Source organism: Dysosmobacter segnis (assembly GCF_014297285.1).
Lineage (GTDB): Bacteria > Bacillota > Clostridia > Oscillospirales > Oscillospiraceae > Oscillibacter > Oscillibacter segnis.
Genome location: NZ_JACOQI010000025.1, coordinates 1 through 26001, shown reverse-complemented (window position 1 = coordinate 26001; position 26001 = coordinate 1). Strand labels below are relative to the sequence as shown.

The window sequence follows — 26001 nt, the reverse complement described above, 5'->3', positions numbered from 1 at the left end:
TATCGCTTTATGAAGTCAGATGACGCTTTCAGTCATGGGTTCGCCATGCCTTGAAAGCGTTTATTTATTTTCCAGCGGCAGAGTTATAAAAATGGAGGGGGCATGTTATGAATGTTACAAAGCGAGCCAGAACTTGCAGAGGTCTGGCAATTCTAATGACGATGCTTCTGCTGACGGCATTGCTGCCTCTTTCGGCAAGCGCAGCAGAAACAGTAAGCCAGCATGAGCGTGTGAGGGTTGGCTTTTTTGCAATGGACGGCTATCACATGATGGACGAGGACGGAAACCGCAGCGGTTATGGCTACGATTTTCTCCGCTTGATGGCGCGCTACTGGGATGTAGACTATGAATACGTCGGCTATGACAAAAGCTGGGATGAAATGCAGCGGATGCTGATCGACGGCGAGATCGACATGGTAACTTCTGCCCGCAGAACGCCTGAGCGCGAAGAATTATTTGATTTTTCCCGTCCGATCGGAACCAACAATGGTATCCTGACTGTCCGCAGCGATAATAGCACCATCGTTGAGGGAAAGTATAGTACCTACGATGGGATGCGTGTTGCACTCCTGCGCGGAAACTCCCGGAACGATGAATTTGCGGAGTATGCACGAACCAAAGGCTTCACTTACAAATCGGTCTATTTCGATTCGGCTGAGGAGATAGCAGAGGCACTTCAGAATGGAACGGTTGATGCCATTGTCACCAGTTTCCTGCGCAAAATGAACAATGAGCGCATCCTTGAAAAATTCGGCAGCAGTGATTTTTATGTGATCGTCAAAAAAGGAAACACTGAACTTCTGAATAAGATAAATTATGCGATTGATCAGATGAACGCTGCCGAAGGCAGCTGGAAAACGACCCTCTATAACAAAAACTACGAAACTACCGATACCAAAAATCTGGAGTACACGGAAGAAGAAAAGCGTATCATTGCCCAATATTCCAAGGAAAATCCCCTTCATGTTCTGTGCGACCCGACCCGGTATCCCTATTCCTATACAGAAAATGGCGAAGTAAAGGGCATTCTCCCGGACTATTTTCGGAAGATAGCAGACTATGCAGGACTCTCGTATGAGTTTCTTGTTCCTGCGACCAGAGATGAGTATATCGCATATCAAAGCAATAAGGATGCGGTAAACATCAGTATTGATGCACGATTGGATACGGATAATTACGCAGAGACCAAAGAATGGGGATTGACCGCTCCCTATATCACGATGCGAATGGCAAGAGTGACGCGGAGAGACTTTGATGGGAAGATCAATGTTGTCACCACAGTCAATCAGACCGCGTCCACATCAATCGAAGATGTGCTGGCACCCGGTGCGGAAAAACTGATGTGCAGTACCCGTCAGGAGATGATGGAAGCTGTCCGCGATGGCAAAGCGGATGCAGCCTTTGTCTACTATTACATGGCACAGGCATTCATCAACAGCGACACAACAGGTACAATGACCTACACGCTGCTGGAACAACCCACATTCAGTTACCGCATGGTGGTTTCCTCTACGGAAAACCATGCGCTGGCAGGTATCCTGACAAAAGCAATGTACGCAATGCCGGATAATCTTGTTGAAGACCTTGCAACACAGTACACCACTTATAAAGCAACGAATCTGACACTTGTAGATATGATCTGTCTGCATCCGGTCACGGCTGTCGCCATCATCGTATTTATCTCGTGGATGGCGGTCACGCTGATCGTTATTTTGAACCGCTTGCAAACACGCAGAAAATTACAGCTTGCGGCCCAGCAGAAAGCGAAAGAAATGACTGTCCTTGCAGAGCAGGCGCAAGCAGCCAGCAAAGCCAAAAGCACATTCCTTTCCAATATGACCCACGACATCCGCACCCCCATGAACGCCATCATCGGCTTTACAAATATTGCATTGCATCAGGATTCTGTGCCGGAAATGCACAACTGTCTGAAGAAGATTAAGGAAAGCTCGGATCATCTGCTGTCCCTGCTGAATGATGTGCTGGATCTGAGTCGCATCGAGAGCGGAAAGGTGGAGTTTTCCCCTGTTCCGACGAATATCACCGCAGTTACAGACAGTGTGATCGAGATTGTGAAGGGGATGCTTCTGAACCGGGAACTGAACTTTGAAGTGCATCGTGAACCGCTGCAAAATCCCTATGTCATGACGGAACCCGTCCGTATCCGGGAAATTCTGGTCAATATCCTGAACAATGCCGTGAAATTTACCAAGGATGGCGGCACCATCCGTTTTGATGCAGGCGGCCGTCCGGGAGTCGATGCACAGCACATCGTAATTTGCTATCGGATCAAAGATACCGGCATCGGTATGAGCGAAGATTTCCAGAAAAAAATCTTTGACGAATTTGCGCAGGAAGAAAATGGCGTACGGACACAGTATAAGGGCACGGGTCTGGGAATGCCCATCTCAAAGAAGTATATTGAACTGATGGGCGGCACGATCACAGTAGACAGCCGGAAGGGCGTCGGTACGACCTTTACCGTAGAGATTCCCATGGAACTGACAAATGCTGAGAAAGTCGAAAAAACAAAGCCGCTTGTACAGCACAATGACCTGAAGGGGATCAAGGTGCTTCTGGCAGAAGATAATGATCTGAACGCCGAACTTGCCACGATGCTGTTGGAAGATTTGGGAATGACAGTAACGCGTGCAGCAGATGGGCAGGAAGTTGTTGATCTGTTCGCAGAGTATCCGGCGGGCACTTATGATATTATCCTGATGGACATTATGATGCCTAAAATGGATGGACATCAGGCGGCAAAGGCGATCCGTGCAATGTATGCTGACCGCCCGGATGCAGAAGAGATTCCCATCATCGCATTGTCGGCAAATGCTTTTTCGGAGGACGTTCAGGCATCTCAGGACGCAGGCATGAACGGTCATGTTTCCAAGCCTCTTAACATGGAAGAAGTAACCAAAGTTATTGAGCGTAACTTGAACAGGCCGTAACTCCAGCGGATTAATACCTACATATTTCCCCAAAGCGGGCGACCACAAAAAGGTTGCCCGCTATTTTTATACCCTGAAAACTAAAGAAGGAGGCCAAAATGTAGTACAAATCTTATGCGCAATTTTCGTATATGGGGTTAATTCTTTGCTTCCAAATGTAATGGGAGTGATGAAGTACATCGGAGCAGCTTATATCCTGTGGCTTGCGATATCCTTGCATTAACATTACTGGAATGTATTTTTGGGAATGTTAAGATAATTGTTGCTTAGAGAGTAATTCTAATTAACAAATTCAAATTGTGCGCCCAGCCAAGGGTGTGTAGCCTAACCGGTGGAAATCCGGTATATCCAAGGCCTAACCAGCCAGATATTAGCGAGTCTTGGGATGGCATCAGTAATGGTATCTGACAAGCGTAGACAGCAAGCAAGCAGGGTCGATAAAAGCGATTGAGCCTCGAAAAGTTAGTTATTCCAGCAGGCCGACGTCTTAACTGGTGCGGAAGGCAACATCATACAGGTCGTAACGGTGAGAACTGTATGGCGCTGCGGGGTCAGAGAGCCGATCATGCTTGACATTAAGGATACACATCAACTGGGGAGAGCCTGCCACCTCTCGAAAAGGAGTATGATATACCAACTGAAAATGGAGGGTGTCAAACGGGCGACAGGCAGTCGGATAACTTCATAGTACTGTTGAAGTCGGGTAATGCCGACAGAGGGAAGGAGGTTACGCAGTAACGGTCTCTCTGAGGAAACATCATCCGTACTCAGGGACGGGGGAAATGATGGGAACAAAATTGGAGAGGATAGCGGAGATATCAGCGACAACAAAGAGACCAGAATTCACAAGCCTGTATCACCTCATAAATACTGAACTGCTGAAACAATGTCACAGGGAACTGGACGGCAAGAAGGCAGTAGGAATTGACAAGGTGACCAAGGAAGAATACGGAAAGCATTTTGAGAGCAACATCGCAGACCTTGTACAACGATTGAGGAACAAATCGTACAAGCCGCTTCCGACACGGCGGGTATACATTCCCAAAGCGAACGGAAAGCTGCGGCCACTGGGAATTGTGTCCTATGAGGATAAAATAGTACAGTTGGCAGTAAAGAAGATACTGGAAGCAATATATGAGCCAAAGTTTCTGAATTGCATGTACGGTTTCAGACCCAAGCGAGGATGCCATGAAGCAATCAAGGAAGTTTATCAACGTGTATCACACGGAAAGATAAACTACATCGTGGATGCCGACATAAAAGGCTTCTTCGACCACATCGACCATGAATGGATGATGAGATTCCTGAAATGGCATATCAAAGACCCCAATATCCTGTGGCTGGTACAAAAGTATCTGAGAGCGGGTGTTATGGTCGATGAGAAATATGAAGATACGGATGAAGGAACCATACAGGGTGGAAATATTAGCCCGATGCTGGCAAACATATATATGCACAACGTATTGACACTTTGGTTCAAACTGGTGATTCAGAAAGAGGCAAAAGGCGAGAGCTTTCTCGTGAACTACGCTGATGATTTTGTTGCAGGTTTTCAATACAAATCGGATGCAGAACACTACTATGCAGCTCTGAAAGAGCGCATGGCAAAGTTCAACCTCGAACTGGAAGAAAGCAAGAGTAGGCTGATAGAATTCGGGCGATATGCAGAGCAAAACCGCAGGGCAAGAGGACTTGGGAAGCCAGAGACGTTCGAATTTCTTGGGTTCACATTCTACTACGGAAAGAGCAGGAAAGGCTACCCATGGCCTAAAGTCAAAACATCGCGAAAGAAATTTGAGAAGAAGCTAAGAGAATTCAAGGAATGGCTCTACGACAGTAAGAACCAACCTGCGAAGGACATAGTGAAGCAACTCAATGTGAAGCTGGTCGGTTACTACAGATACTATGGAGTGTCGTTCAACGTTTATAAGCTAAGCGCATTCCTGCATCGGATACAGCAGTTTCTCTTCAAAGCGATGAACAGGCGAGGATGCAGACGTACCTATACATGGAATGGTTTCATTGGCATGCTAAAGTACTATCCTCTTGCAAAGCCAAAGGTTTATTACCCGCTATATTGAAACGAATGTTACTGTGAGGAGCCGGATGCGGGAAAGCCGCACGTCCGGATCTGTGAGGGGCTAAGGGCGCGAGTCCTTAGTCTACTCGACTGTAAATCTCAATACTTAGTTCTGACGCGTTGAATTTCTTGCCGTGGATATTTTAGCCGGTCCATTTTCCAAAAAAGCTTTTTTACTTCTTCAGAACTGACCGCATAAAAGTCGTCATCGTCGAGCATCCGCTGTTCCAGAACTGACAGTTTGTATCCTTTTGCGTATTTCTTGGCTATAAAAAATCACCTCCTTCTGGCACTTAGATTGTACCGAAAAAAGGCTGTCTACTTCCACTAGGGGCTGTCCTAGTTTTTCAAAATCCTTAAAAATCCACTTTGCCCCCTCGTGGAGGCAACCCATTATTCGAAAGTTCAAAACAAAATGTAGCTACCCAGATTTTTAATTGCCTAGGGACATGGAAATTGACACGGCATTCGGAGTATGCTATAATGTATCATAATTAAATTTGTTGCATATAATACAACTAGGAGGAGGGAGACCGTGGACTATAGAAAGCTATGTGTAGAGCTGTTTGGTACCGACGATGAAGCCGCGCTCCGCAAAATCGCTGCAGAATATGAAAAAAAGAACACACGCAATGCTGGCCGGAAGCGAAAAGCATCCGATGAAGACATCCGTAAAATGCGGACGATGCGTAACGCTGGGGCATCCATGCAGGAATTGGCAAGGAAATTTAGGATCTCCCGTCAAACGGTAGAGAGATATCTGAATACATCCATAGGAGATGGCTGCACAATGCGTCTTACTTATATGTTCAGGAGACAGCCTTGTACCGTCATTGATGTGAACTTTCTCGACCGGAAAGTGGTGATCCAGAATAAAACAGATGATATTCTGCATCGTGCCTTCGGCGTGATCAAGGACCCGACTTGGAATGACTTTGAAAATTTCTTACGGGATCGTTGCTTTCCTCAGACACGCGGCAACTGCAAGGAACTGCTTCAAGAAATGGGTTTAACGGATTATGATCCGTTGCAGATCGCGGAAAAAACGAAGGGGCGTTTAGCTGATGACGAAATGTGGCTGAGATTTCGCTATCTGCCTAAGAGAGAGGAGGCGGTTGGGTATGCGGATCATTGATTTTACGGGTCAAGAGAACATTAGAAGCGAAGGCCACACCTCAAAAGGGGACCAGCCAAAATGGAAACAGGCGGGGAATTGGTACAAAGCAGACCACATGGGATACGAGGCCCTTTCCGAAATAATCGTTTCGAGGCTGCTTGCATGGTCTGATGCGGATGACTTCGTGAGCTATCAGCCGGTGCGCATTCACTATAACGGTAAGGTAGTATCGGGATGCTCCAGCCGTGATTTCATGCGCAAGGGCGAAATGCTGATTCCATTTGAACGGCTCCATCGTGCCTATGAAGGCCGCGGACTTGCCCAAACGCTTACAAGGGTCGATTCACCGACAGCTCGTATAGCCTACACAGTTGATTTTGTTGAGCGTGTTACAAATCTGACCGGTGTGGGAGCATATCTTACCTCTATTCTTGAATTGGACTGCCTGACACTCAATGAGGATCGACACACAAACAACCTTGCCGTATTACGAAATGAAGAAACCAAGACATTTCGACTTTGCCCAATTTTCGATAATGGACTCTCTCTTCTTTCAGATTTGAATGACTACCCTCTTGCCGATGATCTGTATACCTGCATTGAGCGAGTAAAGGCGAAGCCTTTTGATTCGGATCACGTGGAGCAGGTGACGGCAGCAGAGCAACTCTATGGCAGGCAGCTCACCTTTCATATACCGCACGAAGAACTGCGGGCAGAACTGGAACTGCTGACGGAAACATATTCCCCAGATAAGCTCCAAAGGGTAGAGCGTGTGCTGCTCGAACAGAAGCGAAAGCATAGCTGGCTCTTTTGAAACTGGTGCTTCCTTTTGTCAGCTTGGAAGAGCGTCAGATATTACACAACAGAAAACAGCCACGGATCAGGGTACCCTCTGGTACTCAAATCCGTGGCTGACTTTTTGCCAATACGAGGCGAACATCTCAATTTTGATTGCAACCGGCTGCGGTCCAACGCCTGCCGGCAGGGGAGGGGGTCACACCAGCAGCACGGTGATGTCGTTGACATTGGTGCCGGTAGGTCCGGTGACGATCAGCCCGCCGCAGGCTTTCAGGGCGTGATAAGCATCGTTGTTCGCCAGCGTTTTGTCGATGGAAATGCCCAGAGCGGCCAGAGCGTCCGCCGTGGCGCCGTCGGTGATGCCGCCGGCCGCATCCGTGGGACCGTCGGTGCCGTCAGAGCCGACGGAGGCCACCACAGCTTTCAGGCCTGCCAGTCCTTCCGCCGCTGCCAGCGCCAATTCCTGATTCCGTCCGCCCAGGCCGTGGCCCGTCAGGTGGACCACCGTCTCGCCGCCTAAGATATAGGCGGTTTTTTCGCCCTTTCCGGCGTGGGTCCCCGCCATGGCGGACAGGAAGCGGCCCGCTTCCCTGGCCTCGCATTGGAGCCGGTCCGTCAGAAGGCAGGTCCGGTAGCCCAGCGCTTCCGCACGGGCCGCCGCGTCCCGGCAGAGCTGGGCCACGCTGCCGGTGATGACCGTGGTGACGTTATCCAGCACCTTGGGCGGTTCCTGCTCCAGCAAGTCCAGCGCCTGAGGGCTGAGGGTCAGACCGTACCGGCTCACAAGGGCCATGGCCTGCGCCGTTGTGGTGCTGTCCGGATAGGCGGGGCCGGAGGCGATCATATCCGGGGGATCTCCGATGACGTCGGAGAGGAGGATGGCATACACATGGGCCGGGGCGCAGAGCTGGGCGAACCGCCCGCCCTTGACGCCGGAGAGCCGCTTGCGGATGGTGTTGATCTGGGTGATGTCCGCACCGCAGGCCAGCATCTGGCCGGTGATGTCCTCCAGCTCCGCCAGAGGCACCAGAGGGCGTTCAAACAGGGCGGAGCCCCCTCCGGACACCAGAAACAGCACGCGGTCTTTTGCACAGAGGCCGCTGACCGCCGCCAGCGCCGCCTCCGTGGCCCGGACGGAATGTTCATCCGGAACGGGATGGCCCGCCTCGTAAATGGCCAGATCACCGATGGGGCCTTGGCTGTGGCCGTATTTTGTTACCACCACACCATGCTCAATGGTGCTGCCCAGCGCATCGTAAGCGGCCTTGGCGGTCTGCCACCCGGCTTTGCCGATGGAGACCAGCACCGTCCGCCCCTGACAGGGGGGCAGCTGGGCCAGCGCCCGCTGGATGGCGGCGTCCGGCACCGAGGCTTCAATGGCGCTGCGGCAGATATTCTCCGCATCCCGGCGGAGGGTTTGCAGGGTTTTGCTGTCCATCGTCAGATTCCCCTTTCAAAAATCGGCATTCTGCCGGAAAACTTACGGATTTACCACATTTTCCGGCGTTCCATTCAGAAACGCCCTGATATTGTTTACCGTGCAGTCCATGATCCGCTGGCGGCTGCCCTGAGAACCCCAGGACATGTGCGGGGTGATGATGCAGTTTTTCGCCTTCAGCAGGGGATTGTCGGCCCGGATGGGCTCCGTGGAGACCACGTCCAGCCCGGCGAAGGCCACCTTGCCGCTGTTCAGAGCGTCCGCCAGATCCTGCTCCACCACCATTTGCCCCCGGCTGTTGTTGAGGATGATCACGCCGTCCTTCATCTTGGCGATGTTCTCCTTGTTGATGATGCCCACGTTGAAGTCCGCTAAGGGCATCTGGAGGGCCAGCACGTCGGACCGGGCAAACAGGCCGTCCAGATCCACGAATTCCACCCCCAGATCCTTAGCGGCCTGAGACTGGGAGCGGTTGTAGGCGATGACGTGCATCCCCAGTCCCTTGGCGGCCTCGGCGGTGTGGATGCCGATGCGGCCGCAGCCCAGCAGACCGAAGGTCTTGCCCGCCAGCTCGATGAGGGGATAGTCCCAGTAGCACCAGTCCGGGCTGTTCTGCCATTTGCCCTCATGGACGGTGCGGTCATGGTGGCCGATGTGCAGGCAGGCTTCCAGCATCAGGGCGATGGTGAACTGGCTGACGGAATAGCCGCCGTAGTTGGGCACGTTGCACACGGGAATGCCCCGCTCCTTGGCGGCAGCCAGGTCCACCACATTGAAACCAGTGGCCAGTACGGCAATCATTTTCACATTGGGACATTTTTCCAAGGTGGTCTTGGAAATGGGGGTTTTGTTCATCACCACGATCTCCGCGTCACCAATGCGCTCAGCAATGAGGGGAGATTCCTCATAGGAAGTGCGGTCATAAACCGTTACCTCGCCCAACGCTTCCAGAGGGGCCCAGCTCAGGTCGCCGGGATTCTCGGTATAGCCGTCCAGTACTACGATTTTCATAATAGCAATCTCCTTTACAAAATTGAGTTTCATTTATTGAAATATAGATGGACGCAGGGGAAGAAGTGTGGTATCATGGAGCCAATCAATCAAGGAGGCCGACCATGTCTGAAACCACACCTGCCCGGGCTACATCCAATCAATCCACGGAAAAAGCGTTCGCCGTTCTGGAACTGCTTTCAGAGGCGCAGGGACCTATGCGCCTGCGGGACATCAGTACCGCTCTGGGACTGAATTCCAGCACGGCTCTCCGATTTGTCAATGCTTTGCAGAACTGCGGCTATGCCGCCCAGGATCCAGATACCCAGCGGTATTATCTAACCTTCAAGATCTGCCGTGTGGCTAACCAGATGCGCAGCCACACGGAGCTTCTGCCGATTGTCCGGCCCTTTATGGAAGCCCTCTTCCAGGAAATCCACGAGGCACTGTGCCTTGCAGTAGAGCAGGATATGTGCATGCTGTATCTGGATGTGCGGATGCGGCAGAACCAGCGGCTGATGAATATGCAGCAGGTGGGCAACAGCAGCCCTCTCCATTCCACGGGGATCGGCAAGCTGCTGTTGCTGAATTACAGTGAGGAGCAGTTGGACCAGATGATCGCCCGAAAGGGCCTGACTCGCTACACAGAACACACCATTACCACGAAGGCAGCGCTGCTGGCGGAACTGGACAAGGTCCGCCGCCAGGGCTACGCACTGGATGACGAGGAGAACGAAGTGGGCTCTCGGTGCATGGCCTGCCCCATCCGGGACTATTCCGGGGACATTGTGGCCGGCATCAGCATTACAGGACCCAATACCCGGCTGACGGATGAACAGGTGCTCCATTACCTGCCGGTGCTCTCTGCTACGGCGGCGCAGATCTCCGCAGCGTTGGGTTACCGGGGTGTATAAAGAAAATTGAATGATATTATTTCATTTATTGAAATTGAATCTTACAATTTGAATTATACGCTATTTTTCATTTAATTGCAAGAGGTACTTTTCTTGAACCCAAGGTAATTTTGCAGTCATTGGAGGTTCAAGCGGCAGGCAAAGAAACGACCCCGGAGAGGGAAGAATCAGGGCGCACACAGACAGAGCATATAAAAGAGTGCTGCGGTTCATTTGAACCGCAGCACTCTTTTTGAAAATACCATGTCAGCCTGCTTGGAATTACAGCCGGGAAAAGATGGTGTAGCCGCCGCCGGGGGCGTCAAAGAGGTTGACGCCGGAGATGGGCGTAATGGTCATCTCGCCGTAATCCGTGTTGTAGAGGTCAAGGGCGAAGGCGCCCTCCCGGAGCTGGTCGCCGCTGTAAAGGCCGAACTGGTAGACCATGCCCAGCTCCGTGGTGCCTAAATAGGTGCAGTAGCCGGCGATCTGAAGGGGCGCATCGATGCTCACGATAACGTCGTTGATCTCCACGAGACCGTTTTCGTGGATGCTCAGATAGTAGACGCCCTCATAGGAGGCGCCGCTGGCCACGCTGTGATACACACATTGGCGCACCACTTTCCGGCGGCGTAGCTGGGTATGGCGTTCCCCTGCGCCGTGATACAGGCGGGCATATCGTATTTCCTGCCGTTTTTGTCCACGGCGTACACGGTCTCGTAGCCGCCGCCGAAGCCATCCTCATAGACACCGGACTCAAAGTCCACGATGTCCCGGAAGCCGTAGAGCGGGCCGCCGGAGCAGAGGCATCCATGCCAGAGACCGCCGAAGATGTCGATGTACTCCACCGTGCCCTCCGTGGTCAGGAGGAACACATAGGGGCAGAAATCCTGTCCGCTGGCACCTACGAAAATGTCCTGATAGTCGCCGTAGCACCCAGCTACGGGGTACTCCGTGTCATACGCGAAGCCGTAGGCTCTGCGGTAGGTCTCGCTGTCCGGGAAATCCCTCGACTGGCTCTTGGAAAAAGAGACCGATACGCCGTCATCGGTGAGCCAGGCGGACACGAAAGCGTCCTCGGACTGGGGACCGCCGTCCGCCCAGTCGCCGGGGCCGGGCTCCACGAGCACCGGCTCATAATACCACCCGCTGCCCCCCGCGATGGAGGCGACGGGCTGGAAGGCGGTGAAGGTGCCGTCCCCGTTGGGGCAGAACATGGCGAGATCCAGAGAGAAGTTTTCCTCCGCCACCGTCCAGGCCCGGAGTGCCGCCAGATCAATGGCGATGCCGCCGTAGTTTTCATCCTCCGGCGAAAGGCCCCCCATGCCCCACGGGGCGTAATGGGAATCGAACTGCCGGGCCGCGCCCCGGCGCAGGGCGGCGATAAAGTCCCCCTCGTCCACGTGGAAGCGGTCCAGAAGCTCCAGGTTGTCCGGCCGCTGGCCGGTCTCAAAATCGTAGTGATATACCGCGTAGTCGATGAGGTCGCTGGTCCAGCCCAGAACACGGATGGAAAGGCTCAGCAGACTGTCGTTCCAATAGCTCTGCCATGTGACCTCCATGTACTGCGAGTGGGGAGTTTCCCCCGATTCGGCGGCGTCCAACGTGGCCTGCACGTCATTTCCGAAGCTCTCCATGATCTCCCAGTTGATGGCCTTGGCCTCCGGTGTGTCGGCCTCCAGCTGCGGAACGTGACAGATGTAGGAATATTCCGCGCCGTATTCGTCGGTAAAGGAGTCCTCCTCGTCATAGACCTCGGAGATGAGGCTGTCATCATAGACCTTTTTCGACACGGACGGTGCGGACGGCCCGGAGGAGCCGGGCTTGGGAACGGGTTTCTTGCCGCAGGCGGTCAGCTGGGCGCAGAGTCCAAGGCAAAGGAGCGCACTCAGCGCCCGGTAAAGGAAGCGATGGTGCTTCATGACTGGTCCCCCTATCTTTTCGATATTTGCTTCCGCTGTGAGCGGCGTCACTGACGCACATCTCTCATAGGCGGACTTTTGTTCTTGCACAACAACATCATACCATGATAGCAGATGGTGAATCAAGAGTGATCTGTGTCAAAACCGCATACAAAAACCGCCTTTTTGTACGTACTGACCGCTGTTTGACCCCGATGGAGCCATCTTGCCCACAAAAAAGAGCAGTCTTGAGATTTCTGTCTCAAAACTGCTCTGCACGGGCCGTATTTCCGATATTACGCCTTGCCCTTGGCGGCGAGGGCCGCCTTGGCGAAGCTGCAGGCGAACAGCAGCCCCGCCAGCAGGGGGGAGGCCCCCAGTCCGGTGTAGAAAAACGCGATGAACCGGTCCGGGGCCACGCCGCTGGACCGTAGCCAGATGCCGCCGGTCATCATCACCGCCATGATGATGAAGGACTTCACATCGAAGAATTTGAGGAAGAGGTGCAGCTCCTCCTCGTAGGCGCTGATGCGGGCCGTGTGTTTGTTCACTAGCCGTCCGAAAATGAAGATCTGGAATACGGTGAATACAACGGCGGACAGCAGATAATTGACGATCGTGCGGTAGGGAGGGCAGGCCAGCAGGCCGATGCGCAGAATGTTGAAGCCCGCCGCGCTCCAGACCAGAGCGGCAATGAGCAGCAGAGTGTTCCGCCTGACCTTCACGGTTGGTTCTCCTTGTGTGATCGAGCGGCGGCCGTGGACGCTTTTTCGGGGCATTCGCCCGCTACGGCAGTTTTAAGCTGATTAAAGGGGTCACAGTTCAGAAAGGGTTGGGCAGTGGTTTGCTTATTCCAAGATGCTTTTTAAAGCTAAGCGGGTGGCTGACTACTTGGACAGAGTTGCCGGTATAGCGAAAGACCAGAGGCAGAAATCCTCGTTGCTCGGCGACCGCGCCCAATTTTAACCAACCCCAACTGGCTTAGGCAGTGCAAGGCGGTACGAATTTCATTATCTGAAAGGACTACACCGGCCTCTTGAGCAGATGCCTTTAGAGATCCACGCCCCATTCCCCGCATAACCTTAGAAGCCTCAGCCAATTGGCCCAGGAGGAAGAGAAATTCCTCGGCATGTATTCCGGCAGCACGAAAAAAAGCGGTAGTTTGCGGAGCGGAATCCATAGTGACATAGGAGCTTGAGTCAGATCTATGCTGTTCCCAACTTTTTTTCAGTAGAACTGGTAGGGCACTGTATGTAATGATGGACCCTTCGCCAAGACAGGATAAATACTCTAAGTAATTATACAGTTCACGAACATTACCAGGGTATGGGTGATTAAGAAAGACTTCCATAGCCTCGTCCGTTAAGGTGAACGAACTTCCCAATGTGCGCTGAATCGCATGAATTAGAAGCGGAATATCCCCTTTGCGCTCACAAAGCGGCGGTATGGAAAGCGGGAGCGTGCTCAGCCGATAAAACAAGTCTTTGCGAAAAGTCTTCTCTTGAATCATCTCTTCCAAGTCAATGTTACTTATAGCAATTAGGCGCACATCGATAGGAATAACTTTATGACTGCCTAATCGCATAATTTCTTTTTCTTGTATAGCCCTCAAAAGTTTGACTTGAAGGCTTAAACTCATGCATTCGATTTCGTCCAGCAGGAGTGTCCCGCGGTGAGCATATTCGAATAATCCTAGCTTCCCTCCTTTTTTCGCTCCGGTAAAAGCACCCTCTTCATAGCCAAACAATTCACTCTCCAACAAAGAGTCTGGTATGGTAGCACAGTTAACTGCAATAAATGGTTCTTCCCGTCTGGGTGAACTGTTGTGGATTGCTTGAGCGAACAGCTCCTTTCCTGTACCACTCTCACCAGTGATCAGGATTGGCAAGTTAGTTTGGGCCATCTTTTGGGCGAGTGCCTTCGCATTTTCCATGGCGGGGCAGGTTCCAACAATGTCATCAATTGAGCAACGGCTTTTGATAGTGTAATAACAGCTAGTTTTTCTTACCCATTAGAATCACCTCGACCAATTGATGACCAATTATATCGCAAATTTGACCAATTGAAAAGAGCGGGATGGCCAATCTTTTTGCAAATAATGGGAAAAAACGAGAAAATGATGAGGTCTTTTCCAAAAACGCAGGGGACATACTTGGCACAAATATTGCTGTTATTTTTGCCAAGTTGGCACAAGCACAAGAGCGAAACGGCAGATATAATTGCCAGATGTGAGATGCTCACACAGAAAAGGAGGAACAAAAACATGGAACAACAGGAGGGAGCTCGTAGGATTGTGCGGGACTGCATAGGAATCAAACCAGATGATCAAGTCCTGTTAATTACAGATACAGGGCGTCCGCCTGCCGTGGAGCAGGCACTCTATGAAGCTTGTATAGAGGCCGGAGCAATTCCTAAGAGGCTTAGCTTTGATGGCGTACTGAAAGATGGTCAGCCTCCAGAGGCAATTTCTATAGCTATGAAACAGGCAAATGTCGTGATTTGCATTACCACCAGTACGCTTGGATATTCTGCTGCAGCTAAGACATGCACGCAGCAAGGAGGTCGGGTCATTGTAATGACCGAGGCCACAGAGGAGCTTTTAACAAACAAAGCGTTAGAAGCTGATTTTGTCAACCTTCAAGGGCGAGTCCAAGCCGTGATGAAGGCGTTTGACCAGGCAAAAAAGGTCCGAGTCACCACCCAGAAAGGAACAGATCTTTCTTTTCACATTGATGGCCGCACATCTCACTGCTGTAAGGGCACGTGTTTGGACCCCGGTACAATGGCAGCTGTCCCAGATATGGAGGTCTATATCGCCCCAATAGAGAACACGATGGCGGGAACTTTGATTGCTGATGTGATGGGCACCGGAATGGGGCTGCTCACCCAGCCGATCCATTTAGAGATCCAAGACGGAAAAGCCTACAGGATTACTGGCGGCACTCAAGCCGATCACCTGCGGAAAAAGGTTGAAAATATACCAGGAGGCACCGTTGTGGCGGAATTTGCTATCGGCCTGAACCCCTGTGCTACACCGACTGGAAGCATTGTGATCGATGAAGGAATCTATGGCACTGGCCACTTTGCATTGGGCAGCAATACTGGTTTTGGCGGAAATAATGTCTGCCCTCAGCATTTGGACCTGGTCTATGAAAAGCCTACAATTTATCTGGACGAGTCTTTGTTTATGAAGGATGGCGTCCTGACTGAATTATAATGATTCATTCGGAGCAAATAAAGTTCCGTGTGATAAAAAGAAAAATGAGGAGGATTTAGTAATGTTAAAGAAGAGACTGACTAAAATCGCAGCGCTTTGCATCGCATCGACCCTGTTGTTGGCCGGGTGCTCCGGTGGATCAACAAAATCTTCCCCCAATCCTGACAGCGAAAAGGATTCTGCTGCTGCAGCCCCCATTGTGCTGAAATTTAGCGATGTTAATGCCGAACAGTCACCTGCAGGAATATTCTGCCTCAAATTTAAGGAATTAGTGGAGGAACGAACAGAAGGCCGCGTGCAGATTGAAAACTATTTCGGAGGAACTTTAACCGCTAATAACATCGAGGGCACCCAGACTGGTATTGCCGATTTGAGCCAGCATGATGTCAGTGAGGTAACAGATCTGTGCGCAGCCCTGTCTATCTTAGAGGCACCATTCCTTTTTGATAGTGAAGAGGAACTTTTTAAAGTGACGGCTCCTGATTCTCCCATCATGGATCGGCTGAATGAGGAGCTGAGCGGTACAGGTGTACGTCTGCTTGCCACTTATTCTTGGGGCAATCAGAACCTGCTGACTACGAGTAAGCCCGTCTATTGTGAAGAAGACTTGAAGGGAATGAAGATCCGTGTTATTCCCAGCCAAATCTTTATGGAGACCATGTCCGCTATGGGGGCGACTCCTTCTCCCATGGGCTGGAGTGAAGTAGTCACCTCGTTGATCACCAAAATGATCGACGGTACCGGTATGCCGTTCTCTAACATTGTGGATACCGGCTTGCACGAGATCGAGGGGTATTGCATTATGACCGGGCACAACCCCACCCTATCCGGAGTGTTTATCAATGAAGCAAGCTGGAACAAATTGAGCGAGGATGACCAGAAGATCTTGGAGCAGGCCGGTGTGGAAGCGCGCCAGGCAGTCTACGAGAGCTTTGCCGCCAACGAAGAAGCCGCCCGCGCCGCCATTGCTGAGAAGGGCATGGTCATTATCGAGAAGGATGAGCTTTCCTTTGACACTGATGCCATCCGTGATTCTGTCGCGGAAAAGTTCAAAGATGATTGGGGTGACATTTTCCAGGAAATCATGGAGTACCTTGGCAAAGCATAACCAACAGAGGTTCTGACACGGCGGAGCTGTTGAAATGCAAGCAGGTCCGATCTGTTAGTAGGAGGTTGTTATGAAAAAAGTGTTGGATTTTTATGAAAAGATCATTGGCTGGTTGGAAATTGCGCTTAATCTCCTGATTGTTGGGGTTATCGGCTTGCAGATCATCACGCGTTTCTTTTTTAATCTGCCACTGAAGTTTCCGGAGGAGGTTTCCGCGTTTGCCCTGATCGCCATGGTTTTTGTAGGCGTCTCTGTCGTAGAGAGGCACAACGAACATCTGCGGGTAGAGTTTTTGCAGGATCTTCTGCCGACAAAAGGGAAAAAAGCCATGAATATTGTTAGCCGGTTACTAACTCTCGTGCTGACAGGGGGCATTTTGGCGGGAGAATTTCAGCTTTTCCCGCAAATCAAGATGCTAAAAACTCATGCGGCCCGAATTCCTTATGCGTGGTTACACATTGTAATTATTGTTTCTACAATCCTGTGGGCAATTTTTGCTGTGCTGGGACTGCTGAGTGAATTGAGAAAGGGGGAGTAAACCATGCTTGCTATCGTGTTAGTCATGTTTTTGGTTTTGCTGTTGGCAGGATTTCCAATTATTGTATCCATGGGAATCCCAGCGCTGCTCTATGTAATTGTAGAGGGGCTCCCCATTTCCACCATGGCCTATTCTGCATTTCAGGCACTGAACTCCTTCCCCCTAGTGGCCAGTCCATTGTTTGTGCTAATGGGATGCCTTATCAACGAGTTCGGAGAGACTACACGGCTATTTAACTTTTGCCGAGTTCTGATGCGCAATGCAAAGGGCTATACGGCAAAAGTGAATATCATCGTTAGCTTACTCTTTGCAGGAATGTCTGGCGCTGCGGTAGCCGACATTGGTGGATTGGGACAGGTGGAAATCAAGGCTATGGAAGAAGAAGGCTTTTCAAGAGACTATGCCTGCGCCGTAACGGCAGCCACCTCAATGGTAGGCCCCATTTTTCCGCCGAGTATTCCGCTACTGATATTTGCGGTATTAGCGCAGCAATCCCCTTTGCATTGCTTAATGTCCGGCGCGATCCCTGCCTTTGCCATCGTTGTCTGCCTTTATATATTTATCTCCTTCCAGTGTCGAACCAAGTTGAAGGGGTATCATGATGAGCATCCTGCCGCCGAAAAGGAAAGCCTTTGGGCGGTCACCAAGGAGGCGGCTCATATTCTTTTCCTGATCCCCGCCATCATCGTTGCTATGCTGGGTGGATTTTGCAGCCCAAGCGAAGCTGGCGCAGCTGCTGTCATCTACATATTAATTGTCGAAGCAATTAAAGGCAAATTCTCTTTTTCCATTTTGAAAAATGCCATTATGGGAACGTATAAAACTGTCAGCAATATCTTTATTATTATTGCAGTAGCTTCGTTTTTCACTAAAGTTCTGACATTAGAACATTTCCCTGAAATGGTGACCTCTGCATTCCTGGGCATGGCCGATAACCCGTTTTTAATTTTACTGCTGATAAACCTCTTGGTCTTGTTAGTGGGCATGTTCATGGAGACTATATCGGCTTTGACTATTTTGACCCCCATTTTGTTGCCTGTGGCTGCAGCAATCGGTGTGGCCCCAGTACATCTGGGTGTCATTTTAGTTCTAAACCTGACCATTGGCATGTTGACACCGCCCTTTGGTGTTGGCCTATACACAGTGGCTACCGTGGGTAAGGAAGCTCCGCACAAAGTACTGAAAGAACTCCTACCCCTGTATGTCCCACTGTTGATTGCCTTAATGGTGATTACCTACGTGCCAGAACTCACCATGTGGCTGCCTAGCCTGTTGTAAGCAAAAAAATAAAGAGGACAGGAGCCAAATCTTATGGACATTAAAAAAGTGATTGCTAAATACCCACGTATCCACCTAACCCCGCTTCCCACTCCATTGGAATTCGCACCACAACTGACAAAAATGCTGGGCGGGCCAAAGATATATGTGAAGCGAGATGATTTGACTGCTATCGCTTTTGGTGGAAACAAGACCAGAAAACTCGAATTCCTAATGGCAGATGCAGTAAAGCAAAATGCGGATACAGTTATTACATTAGGCGGTGTCCAGTCTAATTGGGTGCGTCAGTGTGTGGCAGCGGCGAGAAAATTGGGAATGAATAGCGTTGCAGTACTTGAAGGTGAAATGCCGCAGGTTTATCAGGGCAATGTTCTCCTGGATCGAATTTTTGGGGCTCAATTGATTTATGATTCTAATATCACGCAGGAACTGGAAGATCAGGAGATCCAAGGAATATGTCCAATCACGAGCAAGGTTGCAGAAAGTTATCGCCAGAGAGGAAAGCATCCTTATCTTATGCCATTAGGTGGTGCTACGCCCTTGGGAAACTTGGGATACATTAACGCTGTAGATGAGTTAATGTATCAGATGGATGAACAAGGCATTCATGCCGATTACTTGATTGCTGGCACAGGGACTGGAGGAACACAGGCCGGAATCGAATGCGGACTTCGCTTGGCAAACGCATCGGCTAAAATGTTGGGCATCAGTGTTAGCCATCACACACAGCCTAAAGAAGTGGAAATTGCCGCATTGTGTAATACCACTATGGAATTTCTGGGAATTCATGAGCAGCCCTTCACTCCAAACGATATTTCAGTGAACTATGATTATGTCGGTGAAGGATATGGAGCAGTAACAGATGCGGCAATTGAAGCTATTCACATGGCTGCTGAGTTGGAGGGACTGATTCTATGCCACACCTATGCGGGTAAGGCGTTTGCTGGGATGGTGGATTTAATCCGTCGGGGCGTTTTGACACGTGATCATACGGTAGTATTCATCCATACAGGCGGCGGTGTAGGCAATTTTGCTCACCCCGAATTGTTTTGATCTTTTCAGGTATTTCAAAATTGCAGGATAAGCGTTAAATAATAGGCCGGATTGAAATATCCAGCGAAGTGTGCCAGAATATCCATGAACCTCACCGAGACTCACCGAGAGTCTCGGTGAGGTTTCGGTATGGAGGGTATAGTCACCGTTACTTACCGGGAGCGCCGGGAAGCCAGGGCAATCAAGAAACGCAAAATGCACAAGGAAACATCTCTCTAGACTTTAGGTCAGAGGCAGAAGTTCCTTGTGCAAGGCAAGCCCAGTTTTGCAGACTGGACTTGCCGACAGAATGTGTTTTAGGGGTTTTCGTACCGCTTGTATTGAGGAGGATAAATCCCACCGGAGCGGGTCATTCCGCCTTCATAATGACCTTTAGCCGGTGGACGATCTGGCCGGTTTTCAGTTCCTCCAGATCAATGACGGCGATGCCCAGCTGAGCGGCCCGGTGGCGGGCGGCGGCGTTGCAGACCTCCGTGGTGACGATGGCCGCCTTGGCGCCCTTGCCGCCGAAGCGGTCCCGGAGGATGGCCAGCTCGTTCAGGGCCTCCGTCTTGATGTCGCAGGCCTTGCAGCTTAAAAACAGGGGGATCACGCCCCGGGCGGCCATGACGTCGATCTCGTTGGAAACGCTGCCGTGGCCCAGTACCTCGTCCCAGCGCACCACGGCGCTGCTGATAACGTCATGGAAAATGGCGGAATCCACGCAGGCCTTGTAGGCATACAATTCCAGCGCACTGCCCACGTCCCGCAGCCACGCCCGGGTGTTCAGATCCCGGAACCGGAAGGACACCTGCTGGCCGGGGACGATCTCCAGATCCTGAATAAAGCCAATACGGGCCAGTTCCCGCAGCGCTTCCTCGTTGGCGGTGTTGCGGGAGCCACGCTCGCCCTTTACGGTGTAGCCGCCCACCACGGACAGGGGCGGGGTCTGGCCGTATTCCGAGGGGGAGATCCGCTGGATATAGGAGATGATATTGGGCCAATCCCGGCGGAATTGGAGGAAGCAGTCGAAAAACGGGTCGAAGTCCGAAAGATATTGGGACAGGATCTGATTGTCCACCCGTCCGGGCAGCAGCGTGCCGCCGGCCATGAGGAAGAAGTCCTCGATGGAATAGGCCAGGCCGCAGGGCAGCTCATCCGCAAAGGTCGCGCCGGAAATGTCGTAAAAGCGGTTTTTCTTCCGGGAATAGGTGAAGGCGGGCACGCCCTTTTTTGCCGCGAACATCCCTGCCGCGAACAGGGCCGCATCGCTGCCGCCGGTGATGTCGATGGCGCAGTCCGGGTAGGTTTCCCCGATGGTAAACAGCTGCCGCAGGATGCGGTCTGCCTTGAAGAGGCTGGTCTCCACGAAGATCAGCTCCGGCTCCCAGCCCCGCCGCCGGAAAAAGGCGGCCAGAGTCTCCTGCCGGGTGCGGTCCTGGGCGATCTCACCGGGGCAGAGGTAGACGATGCGCCGGGGGCGGAACATATCCGGTGCCAGAATATTCTCAATGGCGCGCTCGTCATACAGTTCGATCAGGGTGTTCATGCGCCGTCCGCCTTTCTTTGTTTTTCCCCATTATATTGCGTTCCGGCGGAGAACACAATAGACAACCCGCCCGGCTTGTCGGAAAAGGGATGCTGAATTCAGAAAAAACCAGCGCCGCCAAAGCGGTGCTGGATAAGGGCGAAGCAGGGGGGGTCACTCCTCCGTGCGTTCCGGCAGGGGGACCTCCGGCATCAGCTCCCGGCTGACCACCGTGAGGATCTCCTCTAACTTGCCGCAGTCCTCCGGGGAGAAGCGGGCCATGATGCGGTCCATGACCTCCGACATATAGTTGGAGGAGATGTTGTAGTAATCGATATACTTCTGGGTGACCTCCAGATGGAATTCCCGGCGGTCCGAGGGGGACTGGACCTTGCGGATGTAGCCCTTTTTCACCAGACTGTTCACCTTATAGGCGGCGTTGGGAGGGGAGATGCACATGAAGGTGGCGAACTCGTTCACCGTAGGCCGCCCCAGCGCCATGATGCTCTCCATGCAGAAGGTCTCCACCGTGGTGAGACTGGCTTCCCGGTCCTGAAACCGGCGGAAGATCTCCTGATAAAAGTGCAGCTTGAATTTGGTGTATACTTCATTAAAAGCCTGATGCAGCATGACGCTTCCCCTTCCCGCGGAATGAAAAAATCTAAGCTTAGTATACCAATCCTGACGGAAAAAGGCAAGTCGTCACCGGACGGCGGGGGACAGTTTTCCCATACAGGCCGCTGTGGGTGTTTTCAGCCTTTGTCCAGAACCCGCAGTCGGGGAAGAACATGATGCGGAGCCACAAGCTCGCACTCCATATCGCTGATGCCTCGTGGGGTGAAATCCGCCGACAGCTTACCTGCAAAACCGACTGGTATGGAAAGGAACTCGTTGTTATCGACAGGTTCTTCCCGTCCAGTCAGACTTGTGGTTGCTGTGGTTACCGCAACAAGGAGGCCAAAGACCTCAGTGTTCGGCTCTGAGAGTGCCCGGAATGCGGGGCGCTCCACGACCGCGACATCAATGCGGCACAGAATATTCTCAAAGAAGGGCTCAGGAAATGGACACCCGCTGCCTGATACAGCTCTCTCGTACACACGGTGGGGCGGGACACGCCCGAACCTATCCGCTTGGGGAGACCATGTAAGACCCCGCTAGTGCGGGCTGCGGCCGCTGAACCAAGAATCCCCTGACTTCAGTCATGGGGAGTGTCAAGGGGTAGCTTCTCCCAACAGAATGCGGATATAGTCCTGCCGGGCGTTGATGATACGGCCAACAGAAACAGTTTCCGTTTCAATGCGGTAGAGGGCAATATAGCTTTCCGCCACCAGCATCCGCAGATCGGTTTCATAGCCGGTCTTTGCTCCAATGGAAACGCCCATTTCAGGAAACTGCTTGAGCTGGGCACAGCCATCGAGGATGGCTTTTGTGATCCGACTGGCAGCGGTGGGATTATGAAGCTCGCTTTTGATATACCGTTTGATCTCCTGGAGGTCGCATAGCGACTCCGGCGTATATCTTAGCTTCATTCCGTTACCCCAAGGGTGCGGTAAGCATCTTCCTCAGAAACCCAGCCATCCTTTTCAGCGGATTTCCAGCCTTTTTCCGCTTCATCCAACAGGCGGCGCATGGCTTTCGCCTTCATATATTCGGCATTCTCAGGCGAAGCCAGAAATGGCAGGCCCTCCATGTTTAGGGATTGCTGAATGAAGATATTAACGGCATCGGTAAAGGAAAGGCCCTGGCGGGCGTAAATCTCCTCCATACGCTGTTTGACTTCTGGATTGATCCGCATTTGAAAGGTTGCGGTCTTAGGTGCAGATGTGACATTGATCGTGCTCATAGCATTCACCTCAATCTCAGCATATACCAAAAATCAGAAATGTCAATACAACGTCATTACAATTTGGGGCGAGGGGACTTGGACAACAACTGGATCGTAGAAAATCTGACCAACGCCTTTGGCGTCTGGACCAGTAAAATGACGGAAATGTGGTCGCTGCTGACGGAATCGCCCCAGACCTTCAAGGGCGGCACTATTTGGCAGACCACCGAGCAGTTAACAAATCTAAGATTCGCACCGCCCAAGTATTTCACCCGTTATTGGCGGTTATAAACAATCGTCAAAATCGGCGCAAAGCATTGAAATTACTGGATTTATTGAGAAATCAAAACCATCCCAAATTATCTTCCTTTATACGCTGTTACCCTTGACCGCGTGAGCTGATAAGGGCAAAATCAAGGGAAAACCCCGTGCGGGAAACACAATTATTTGACAAACGGCTGACAGTGATGTGTTAAGTCAAACCGAATAAGAATCCACCGGCAGGCCCGGTTACGGTATCGCGGCCTGACACTGGAGCTGGCCTTTGATACCTTCGCGCGGGAGTACCGCCTGACCATGATCGGGCAGCTCCGCCACACGGTCACGCTGGGAACCGATGTGTTTGGCAATTTGCAGCGCATGGACAATGCGCTGGAGGGGCTGCCCATCAAGGAGCAGGCTTGCCGGGAGCAGCTTTCCAATCTGCAAACGCAGTTGGAAACCGCAAAGGCAGAGGTACAAAAGCCGTTTCCCCGCGAGGCAGAGCTGAACACCAAAACGGCACGGCTGGAGGAATTGAATTCCCTGCTGAATTTAGACCACAAGGAGCCGGAGATCGTAGACGCCGAGCCGGACGAGGATCAAAGGCCGCCGGAGCGCCGCAGACCGCAGTTGGAGCGGTAAAACCAATAGAAATTGGAGGAAATTATGGGTTATCAGGAAAGCTGGTTCTATATCGAGCCGCAGCACAAATTCAAGAAATTGATCCAGGCATACGAAAAGGCGGAGCAGTCCGGCTACTATGAGGTGGCCGGGGCGGAACCACATTCCGTTATTGTTTTGAAGCAGCCTTTTGGCGATATTCCAGCAGGAAAGAAACTGCTTTGGGTGTGCGGCGACCGGGGATTCCACTGTGCCGCGGGGGTATTTGGCGGCGAGCTGAAATGCTCCGGCAGGCTCCGCGTCATTCCGGTGGAGGCGGTGCTGGACGGCACCGACGATCCCCGCATGGAGGGGCTGGACTTTGACAGTCCGGCCCCCTCCGAGAACAGATATATGAAACGATACAGCGTTGCCAATTATGCCCACCGGATGCGGGCGGGATTGGCAAGATGAAGGGAGGTTTACCATGACAAAGGAACAGTTGGAAAATAAACTCTATGAGCGTATGTCCGCGGAAAACGAGACGTTTCTGACCGATCTGAAAGCAAAGCCTGTGGATGAGATCATTTCTCATGCCTATGAAATTGCCTGCCGGGACAACCTGCTGATGCTTTTTGAGGATGAAACAAGCCTCTCCGAGCGGCAGCTTACGGTGCTGAACGAGTTTGAGCATCCCCTGTCACAGCTTTATACAGACTGGCTCTCCCGCGATACGGATGAGATGGATGCCTTTCGTGACAGCATTGCGTGCTGTGCGGATGATATTCTGCGGAAAAGAGTCGAAGAAAAATATCGAGATCCCGCGCAGCCCATATACCCTAACACCCGTTCGGAAGCCATGGCTCGCGGAGAGGTCTTTGAGTGGATGGCCAGCCGGGATCGGACGCTGACCTGTGCGGGAGCCTTTGAGAAGGACGCAACCAGCGCCTACAACGATGGAAAGCTGCCTGCTTTTTTGAAGGAGTGGACAAACACCTACGGCAAGGATCGCTGTATGTTCGTGCTGGCCTGCACCATGCGGCAGCGCACGGGAGATGAGCGGTTTTATCTGCCGGCGCGTCAGGCCGCAGGCCGCTTTGCGGCGCTCCAAAAGCAGATGGGCGGGCACACAGATGTTTACGCTGTGGACAATCACTCCTGCGTGATCAATGCGGCAATGGAAGAACTGGCTAAGCCGGAGCGCAGCGTGGAGCAAAAGACAGTGAAAAAGAACACGCCGGAGCGGTAATTGTTGGACATTGCGTAATTTCAATTCTAAAGGAGCTTTCTAAAATGACCCCAGCATGGTATAATACTGAAAAAGTCCGGTGGAGTATGTTATCATGACGGATGGAGCAAAAGAACGCAGAATTCAGGCGGTAAAGCTGGCAGATGCTTTGAATGCCATTGAAGGCGTTCCCGTTTCTAAATATGCCAAGATGCTCTCACAGTGCTGGGCAAACGGCGATTTGACTGGTGAGCAGATGAAAGAGGCTCTGCTGGCCTCCCATTACAGGTTGGCAGCGCAGGAGCATTCTGCTCATGAAACTATGTTTAGTCAAGAACAATAGGAGGAACCGATGCATGGATGATTTAGCAATCAGCGGAAACAGCATCCATCCTGAACAGACGGAGATCATTATGTATCAGACCGAGGATGGTTTGACAAAAATCGATGTCCGCATGGAAAACGAAACCGTTTGGCTGACGCAGGCGCAGATGGCGGAACTGTTTCAACGAGAGCGCAGCGGTATTACGAAACATATAAAAAATGTATTTGCTGAAGGCGAGGTAGATGAAAAAAGCAATGTGAAAAATGTTCACATTGCAAATTCGGACAAACCCGTCGCATACTACAGCTTAGATGTCATCATCTCTGTGGGCTATCGCGTGAAGTCGTTGCGCGGCACTCAATTCCGAATTTGGGCCAATTCCGTGCTGAAAGAATACCTCATCAAGGGCTTTGCCATGAATGATGAGCTTCTGAAGCAAGCTGGCGGCGGCAACTATTTTGATGAGTTGATGGATCGCATCCGCGATATTCGCTCGTCTGAAAAAGTGTTCTGGCGCAAAGTCCTGGACATTTACGCCACCAGCGTGGACTATGACCCGCGGACGGAAGCCTCCGTCCTTTTCTTCAAAACCGTTCAGAATAAAATGCACTGGGCCGCTCACGGTCAGACAGCGGCGGAAAAGATTTTTTACAGCGCAGACAGCAGCAAGCCCAACATGGGTCTGCGCTCATTTTCCGGAAGTCATCCTACCCAGAGCGATGCCCTCGTTGCTAAAAATTACTGCACCGAGGACGAGCTGCTGGCACTTAATGACATGATGCCGGGGTCAAAACAAGCCTTTTATGTATGACCAATAGCAAAGAGCTGGAAAAATAGCGCTGAAATGAGCACCCAGAGGAAATGGCCTTTTGAGGCTGTCTCTCTGGGTGCTT

The 26001-nt window shown here is 51.7% G+C and carries 26 protein-coding genes and 1 pseudogene; 17 read left to right on the top strand and 10 right to left on the bottom strand.

Annotated features, from left to right (window positions below):
* The first annotated feature begins 107 nt into the window (after nt 1-107).
* From H8Z83_RS16780 to H8Z83_RS16765, 4 genes are all read left to right on the top strand, one after another.
* Nucleotides 108-2951: a transporter substrate-binding domain-containing protein gene (locus H8Z83_RS16780; RefSeq protein WP_187016116.1), complete on the top strand. Its 2844-nt coding sequence runs from the start codon at nt 108-110 to the stop codon at nt 2949-2951.
* Nucleotides 2952-3736: 785 nt separating this feature from the next.
* Nucleotides 3737-5032: a group II intron reverse transcriptase/maturase gene (ltrA, locus tag H8Z83_RS16775; RefSeq protein ID WP_187016126.1), complete on the top strand. Its 1296-nt coding sequence runs from the start codon at nt 3737-3739 to the stop codon at nt 5030-5032.
* Between the two features lie 534 nt (nt 5033-5566).
* Entirely contained in the window at nt 5567-6166 is a 600-nt protein-coding gene (locus H8Z83_RS16770) for a helix-turn-helix domain-containing protein (RefSeq protein ID WP_187016115.1), read from the top strand.
* The gene (locus tag H8Z83_RS16765) at nt 6153-6962 is read left to right on the top strand and encodes a HipA domain-containing protein (RefSeq protein WP_187016114.1); all 810 of its coding nucleotides are present in this window, start codon (nt 6153-6155) and stop codon (nt 6960-6962) included. The genes H8Z83_RS16770 and H8Z83_RS16765 overlap by 14 nt, the downstream gene beginning before the upstream one ends.
* A 180-nt stretch (nt 6963-7142) precedes the next feature.
* Here the strand turns inward: H8Z83_RS16765 and H8Z83_RS16760 are convergent, their stop codons facing one another.
* Nucleotides 7143-8384 carry a glycerate kinase type-2 family protein gene (locus H8Z83_RS16760; protein ID WP_187016113.1) on the bottom strand — a complete coding sequence of 414 codons (1242 nt, stop codon included), beginning with the start codon at nt 8382-8384 and terminating at the stop codon, nt 7143-7145.
* Nucleotides 8385-8426: 42 nt separating this feature from the next.
* Complete coding sequence (locus tag H8Z83_RS16755) at nt 8427-9395, bottom strand: D-2-hydroxyacid dehydrogenase (protein WP_187016112.1); 969 nt, start codon at nt 9393-9395, stop codon at nt 8427-8429.
* A 104-nt stretch (nt 9396-9499) separates the two neighbouring features.
* Between H8Z83_RS16755 and H8Z83_RS16750 the strand changes: the two genes are divergently transcribed.
* Nucleotides 9500-10288, top strand: a complete 789-nt coding sequence (locus H8Z83_RS16750) for an IclR family transcriptional regulator (protein ID WP_187016111.1) — start codon at nt 9500-9502, stop codon at nt 10286-10288.
* 261 nt (nt 10289-10549) lie between these two features.
* Here H8Z83_RS16750 and H8Z83_RS16745 read toward each other — a convergent pair whose 3' ends face one another.
* The 4 genes from H8Z83_RS16745 to H8Z83_RS16730 form a co-directional block, all read right to left on the bottom strand.
* The gene (locus tag H8Z83_RS16745) at nt 10550-10873 is read right to left on the bottom strand and encodes a hypothetical protein (RefSeq protein ID WP_187016110.1); all 324 of its coding nucleotides are present in this window, start codon (nt 10871-10873) and stop codon (nt 10550-10552) included.
* On the bottom strand, nt 10822-12189 hold the full coding sequence (locus H8Z83_RS16740; protein WP_187016109.1) for a hypothetical protein: 1368 nt from the start codon (nt 12187-12189) through the stop codon (nt 10822-10824). Before H8Z83_RS16740 ends, H8Z83_RS16745 begins: the two co-directional genes overlap by 52 nt.
* A gap of 275 nt (nt 12190-12464) precedes the next feature.
* Nucleotides 12465-12893 (bottom strand): hypothetical protein, encoded by a 429-nt coding sequence (locus H8Z83_RS16735; protein ID WP_187016108.1) that lies wholly within the window; start codon nt 12891-12893, stop codon nt 12465-12467.
* Between the two features lie 146 nt (nt 12894-13039).
* A complete protein-coding gene (locus tag H8Z83_RS16730; RefSeq protein ID WP_366464514.1) occupies nt 13040-14122 on the bottom strand; it encodes a sigma-54 interaction domain-containing protein in 1083 nt (360 codons plus the stop codon).
* Nucleotides 14123-14431: 309 nt separating this feature from the next.
* On the opposite strand from H8Z83_RS16730, the gene H8Z83_RS16725 reads away from it, so the two are divergent.
* The 5 genes from H8Z83_RS16725 (at nt 14432) to H8Z83_RS16705 (ending at nt 19362) form a co-directional block, all read left to right on the top strand.
* Nucleotides 14432-15385, top strand: coding sequence for an aminopeptidase (locus tag H8Z83_RS16725; RefSeq protein ID WP_187016106.1), 954 nt, complete (start codon nt 14432-14434; stop codon nt 15383-15385).
* Nucleotides 15386-15446: 61 nt separating this feature from the next.
* Nucleotides 15447-16493 (top strand): TRAP transporter substrate-binding protein, encoded by a 1047-nt coding sequence (locus H8Z83_RS16720; protein WP_187016105.1) that lies wholly within the window; start codon nt 15447-15449, stop codon nt 16491-16493.
* Nucleotides 16494-16563: 70 nt separating this feature from the next.
* Nucleotides 16564-17031 (top strand): TRAP transporter small permease, encoded by a 468-nt coding sequence (locus H8Z83_RS16715; protein WP_187016104.1) that lies wholly within the window; start codon nt 16564-16566, stop codon nt 17029-17031.
* Between the two features lie 3 nt (nt 17032-17034).
* Nucleotides 17035-18309, top strand: coding sequence for a TRAP transporter large permease (locus H8Z83_RS16710; RefSeq protein WP_187016103.1), 1275 nt, complete (start codon nt 17035-17037; stop codon nt 18307-18309).
* A gap of 33 nt (nt 18310-18342) precedes the next feature.
* The gene (locus H8Z83_RS16705; RefSeq protein ID WP_187016102.1) at nt 18343-19362 is read left to right on the top strand and encodes a D-cysteine desulfhydrase family protein; all 1020 of its coding nucleotides are present in this window, start codon (nt 18343-18345) and stop codon (nt 19360-19362) included.
* A gap of 349 nt (nt 19363-19711) precedes the next feature.
* Here H8Z83_RS16705 and H8Z83_RS16700 read toward each other — a convergent pair whose 3' ends face one another.
* Both H8Z83_RS16700 and H8Z83_RS16695 read right to left on the bottom strand, forming a co-directional pair.
* A complete protein-coding gene (locus H8Z83_RS16700) occupies nt 19712-20890 on the bottom strand; it encodes a PDDEXK family nuclease (protein WP_187016101.1) in 1179 nt (392 codons plus the stop codon).
* 153 nt (nt 20891-21043) lie between these two features.
* Nucleotides 21044-21499: a MarR family transcriptional regulator gene (locus H8Z83_RS16695; protein WP_187016100.1), complete on the bottom strand. Its 456-nt coding sequence runs from the start codon at nt 21497-21499 to the stop codon at nt 21044-21046.
* A 158-nt stretch (nt 21500-21657) separates the two neighbouring features.
* Here H8Z83_RS16695 and H8Z83_RS19950 point away from each other — a divergent pair.
* Nucleotides 21658-21948 (top strand): annotated as a pseudogene (locus tag H8Z83_RS19950) (RNA-guided endonuclease TnpB family protein).
* 132 nt (nt 21949-22080) lie between these two features.
* Here the strand turns inward: H8Z83_RS19950 and H8Z83_RS16680 are convergent.
* A complete protein-coding gene (locus tag H8Z83_RS16680) occupies nt 22081-22398 on the bottom strand; it encodes a type II toxin-antitoxin system RelE/ParE family toxin (protein WP_187016098.1) in 318 nt (105 codons plus the stop codon).
* On the bottom strand, nt 22395-22712 hold the full coding sequence (locus H8Z83_RS16675) for a type II toxin-antitoxin system RelB/DinJ family antitoxin (protein WP_187016097.1): 318 nt from the start codon (nt 22710-22712) through the stop codon (nt 22395-22397). The genes H8Z83_RS16680 and H8Z83_RS16675 overlap by 4 nt, the downstream gene beginning before the upstream one ends.
* A 78-nt stretch (nt 22713-22790) precedes the next feature.
* Here H8Z83_RS16675 and H8Z83_RS16670 point away from each other — a divergent pair, with 78 nt between their 5' ends.
* The 6 genes from H8Z83_RS16670 to rhuM all read left to right on the top strand — a co-directional run bounded on the left by H8Z83_RS16670 (nt 22791) and on the right by rhuM (nt 25919).
* Nucleotides 22791-22985, top strand: coding sequence for a hypothetical protein (locus H8Z83_RS16670; RefSeq protein ID WP_187016096.1), 195 nt, complete (start codon nt 22791-22793; stop codon nt 22983-22985).
* 285 nt (nt 22986-23270) lie between these two features.
* Nucleotides 23271-23597 carry a hypothetical protein gene (locus tag H8Z83_RS16665; protein WP_187016095.1) on the top strand — a complete coding sequence of 109 codons (327 nt, stop codon included), beginning with the start codon at nt 23271-23273 and terminating at the stop codon, nt 23595-23597.
* Between the two features lie 24 nt (nt 23598-23621).
* Nucleotides 23622-24029 carry a hypothetical protein gene (locus tag H8Z83_RS16660; protein WP_187016094.1) on the top strand — a complete coding sequence of 136 codons (408 nt, stop codon included), beginning with the start codon at nt 23622-23624 and terminating at the stop codon, nt 24027-24029.
* 13 nt (nt 24030-24042) lie between these two features.
* The gene (locus tag H8Z83_RS16655; RefSeq protein WP_187016093.1) at nt 24043-24804 is read left to right on the top strand and encodes a DUF3848 domain-containing protein; all 762 of its coding nucleotides are present in this window, start codon (nt 24043-24045) and stop codon (nt 24802-24804) included.
* 94 nt (nt 24805-24898) lie between these two features.
* Nucleotides 24899-25126 carry an antitoxin VbhA family protein gene (locus H8Z83_RS16650; RefSeq protein WP_187016092.1) on the top strand — a complete coding sequence of 76 codons (228 nt, stop codon included), beginning with the start codon at nt 24899-24901 and terminating at the stop codon, nt 25124-25126.
* 13 nt (nt 25127-25139) lie between these two features.
* On the top strand, nt 25140-25919 hold the full coding sequence (gene rhuM / locus H8Z83_RS16645) for a RhuM family protein (protein WP_187016091.1): 780 nt from the start codon (nt 25140-25142) through the stop codon (nt 25917-25919).
* The last annotated feature ends 82 nt before the right edge of the window (nt 25920-26001 follow it).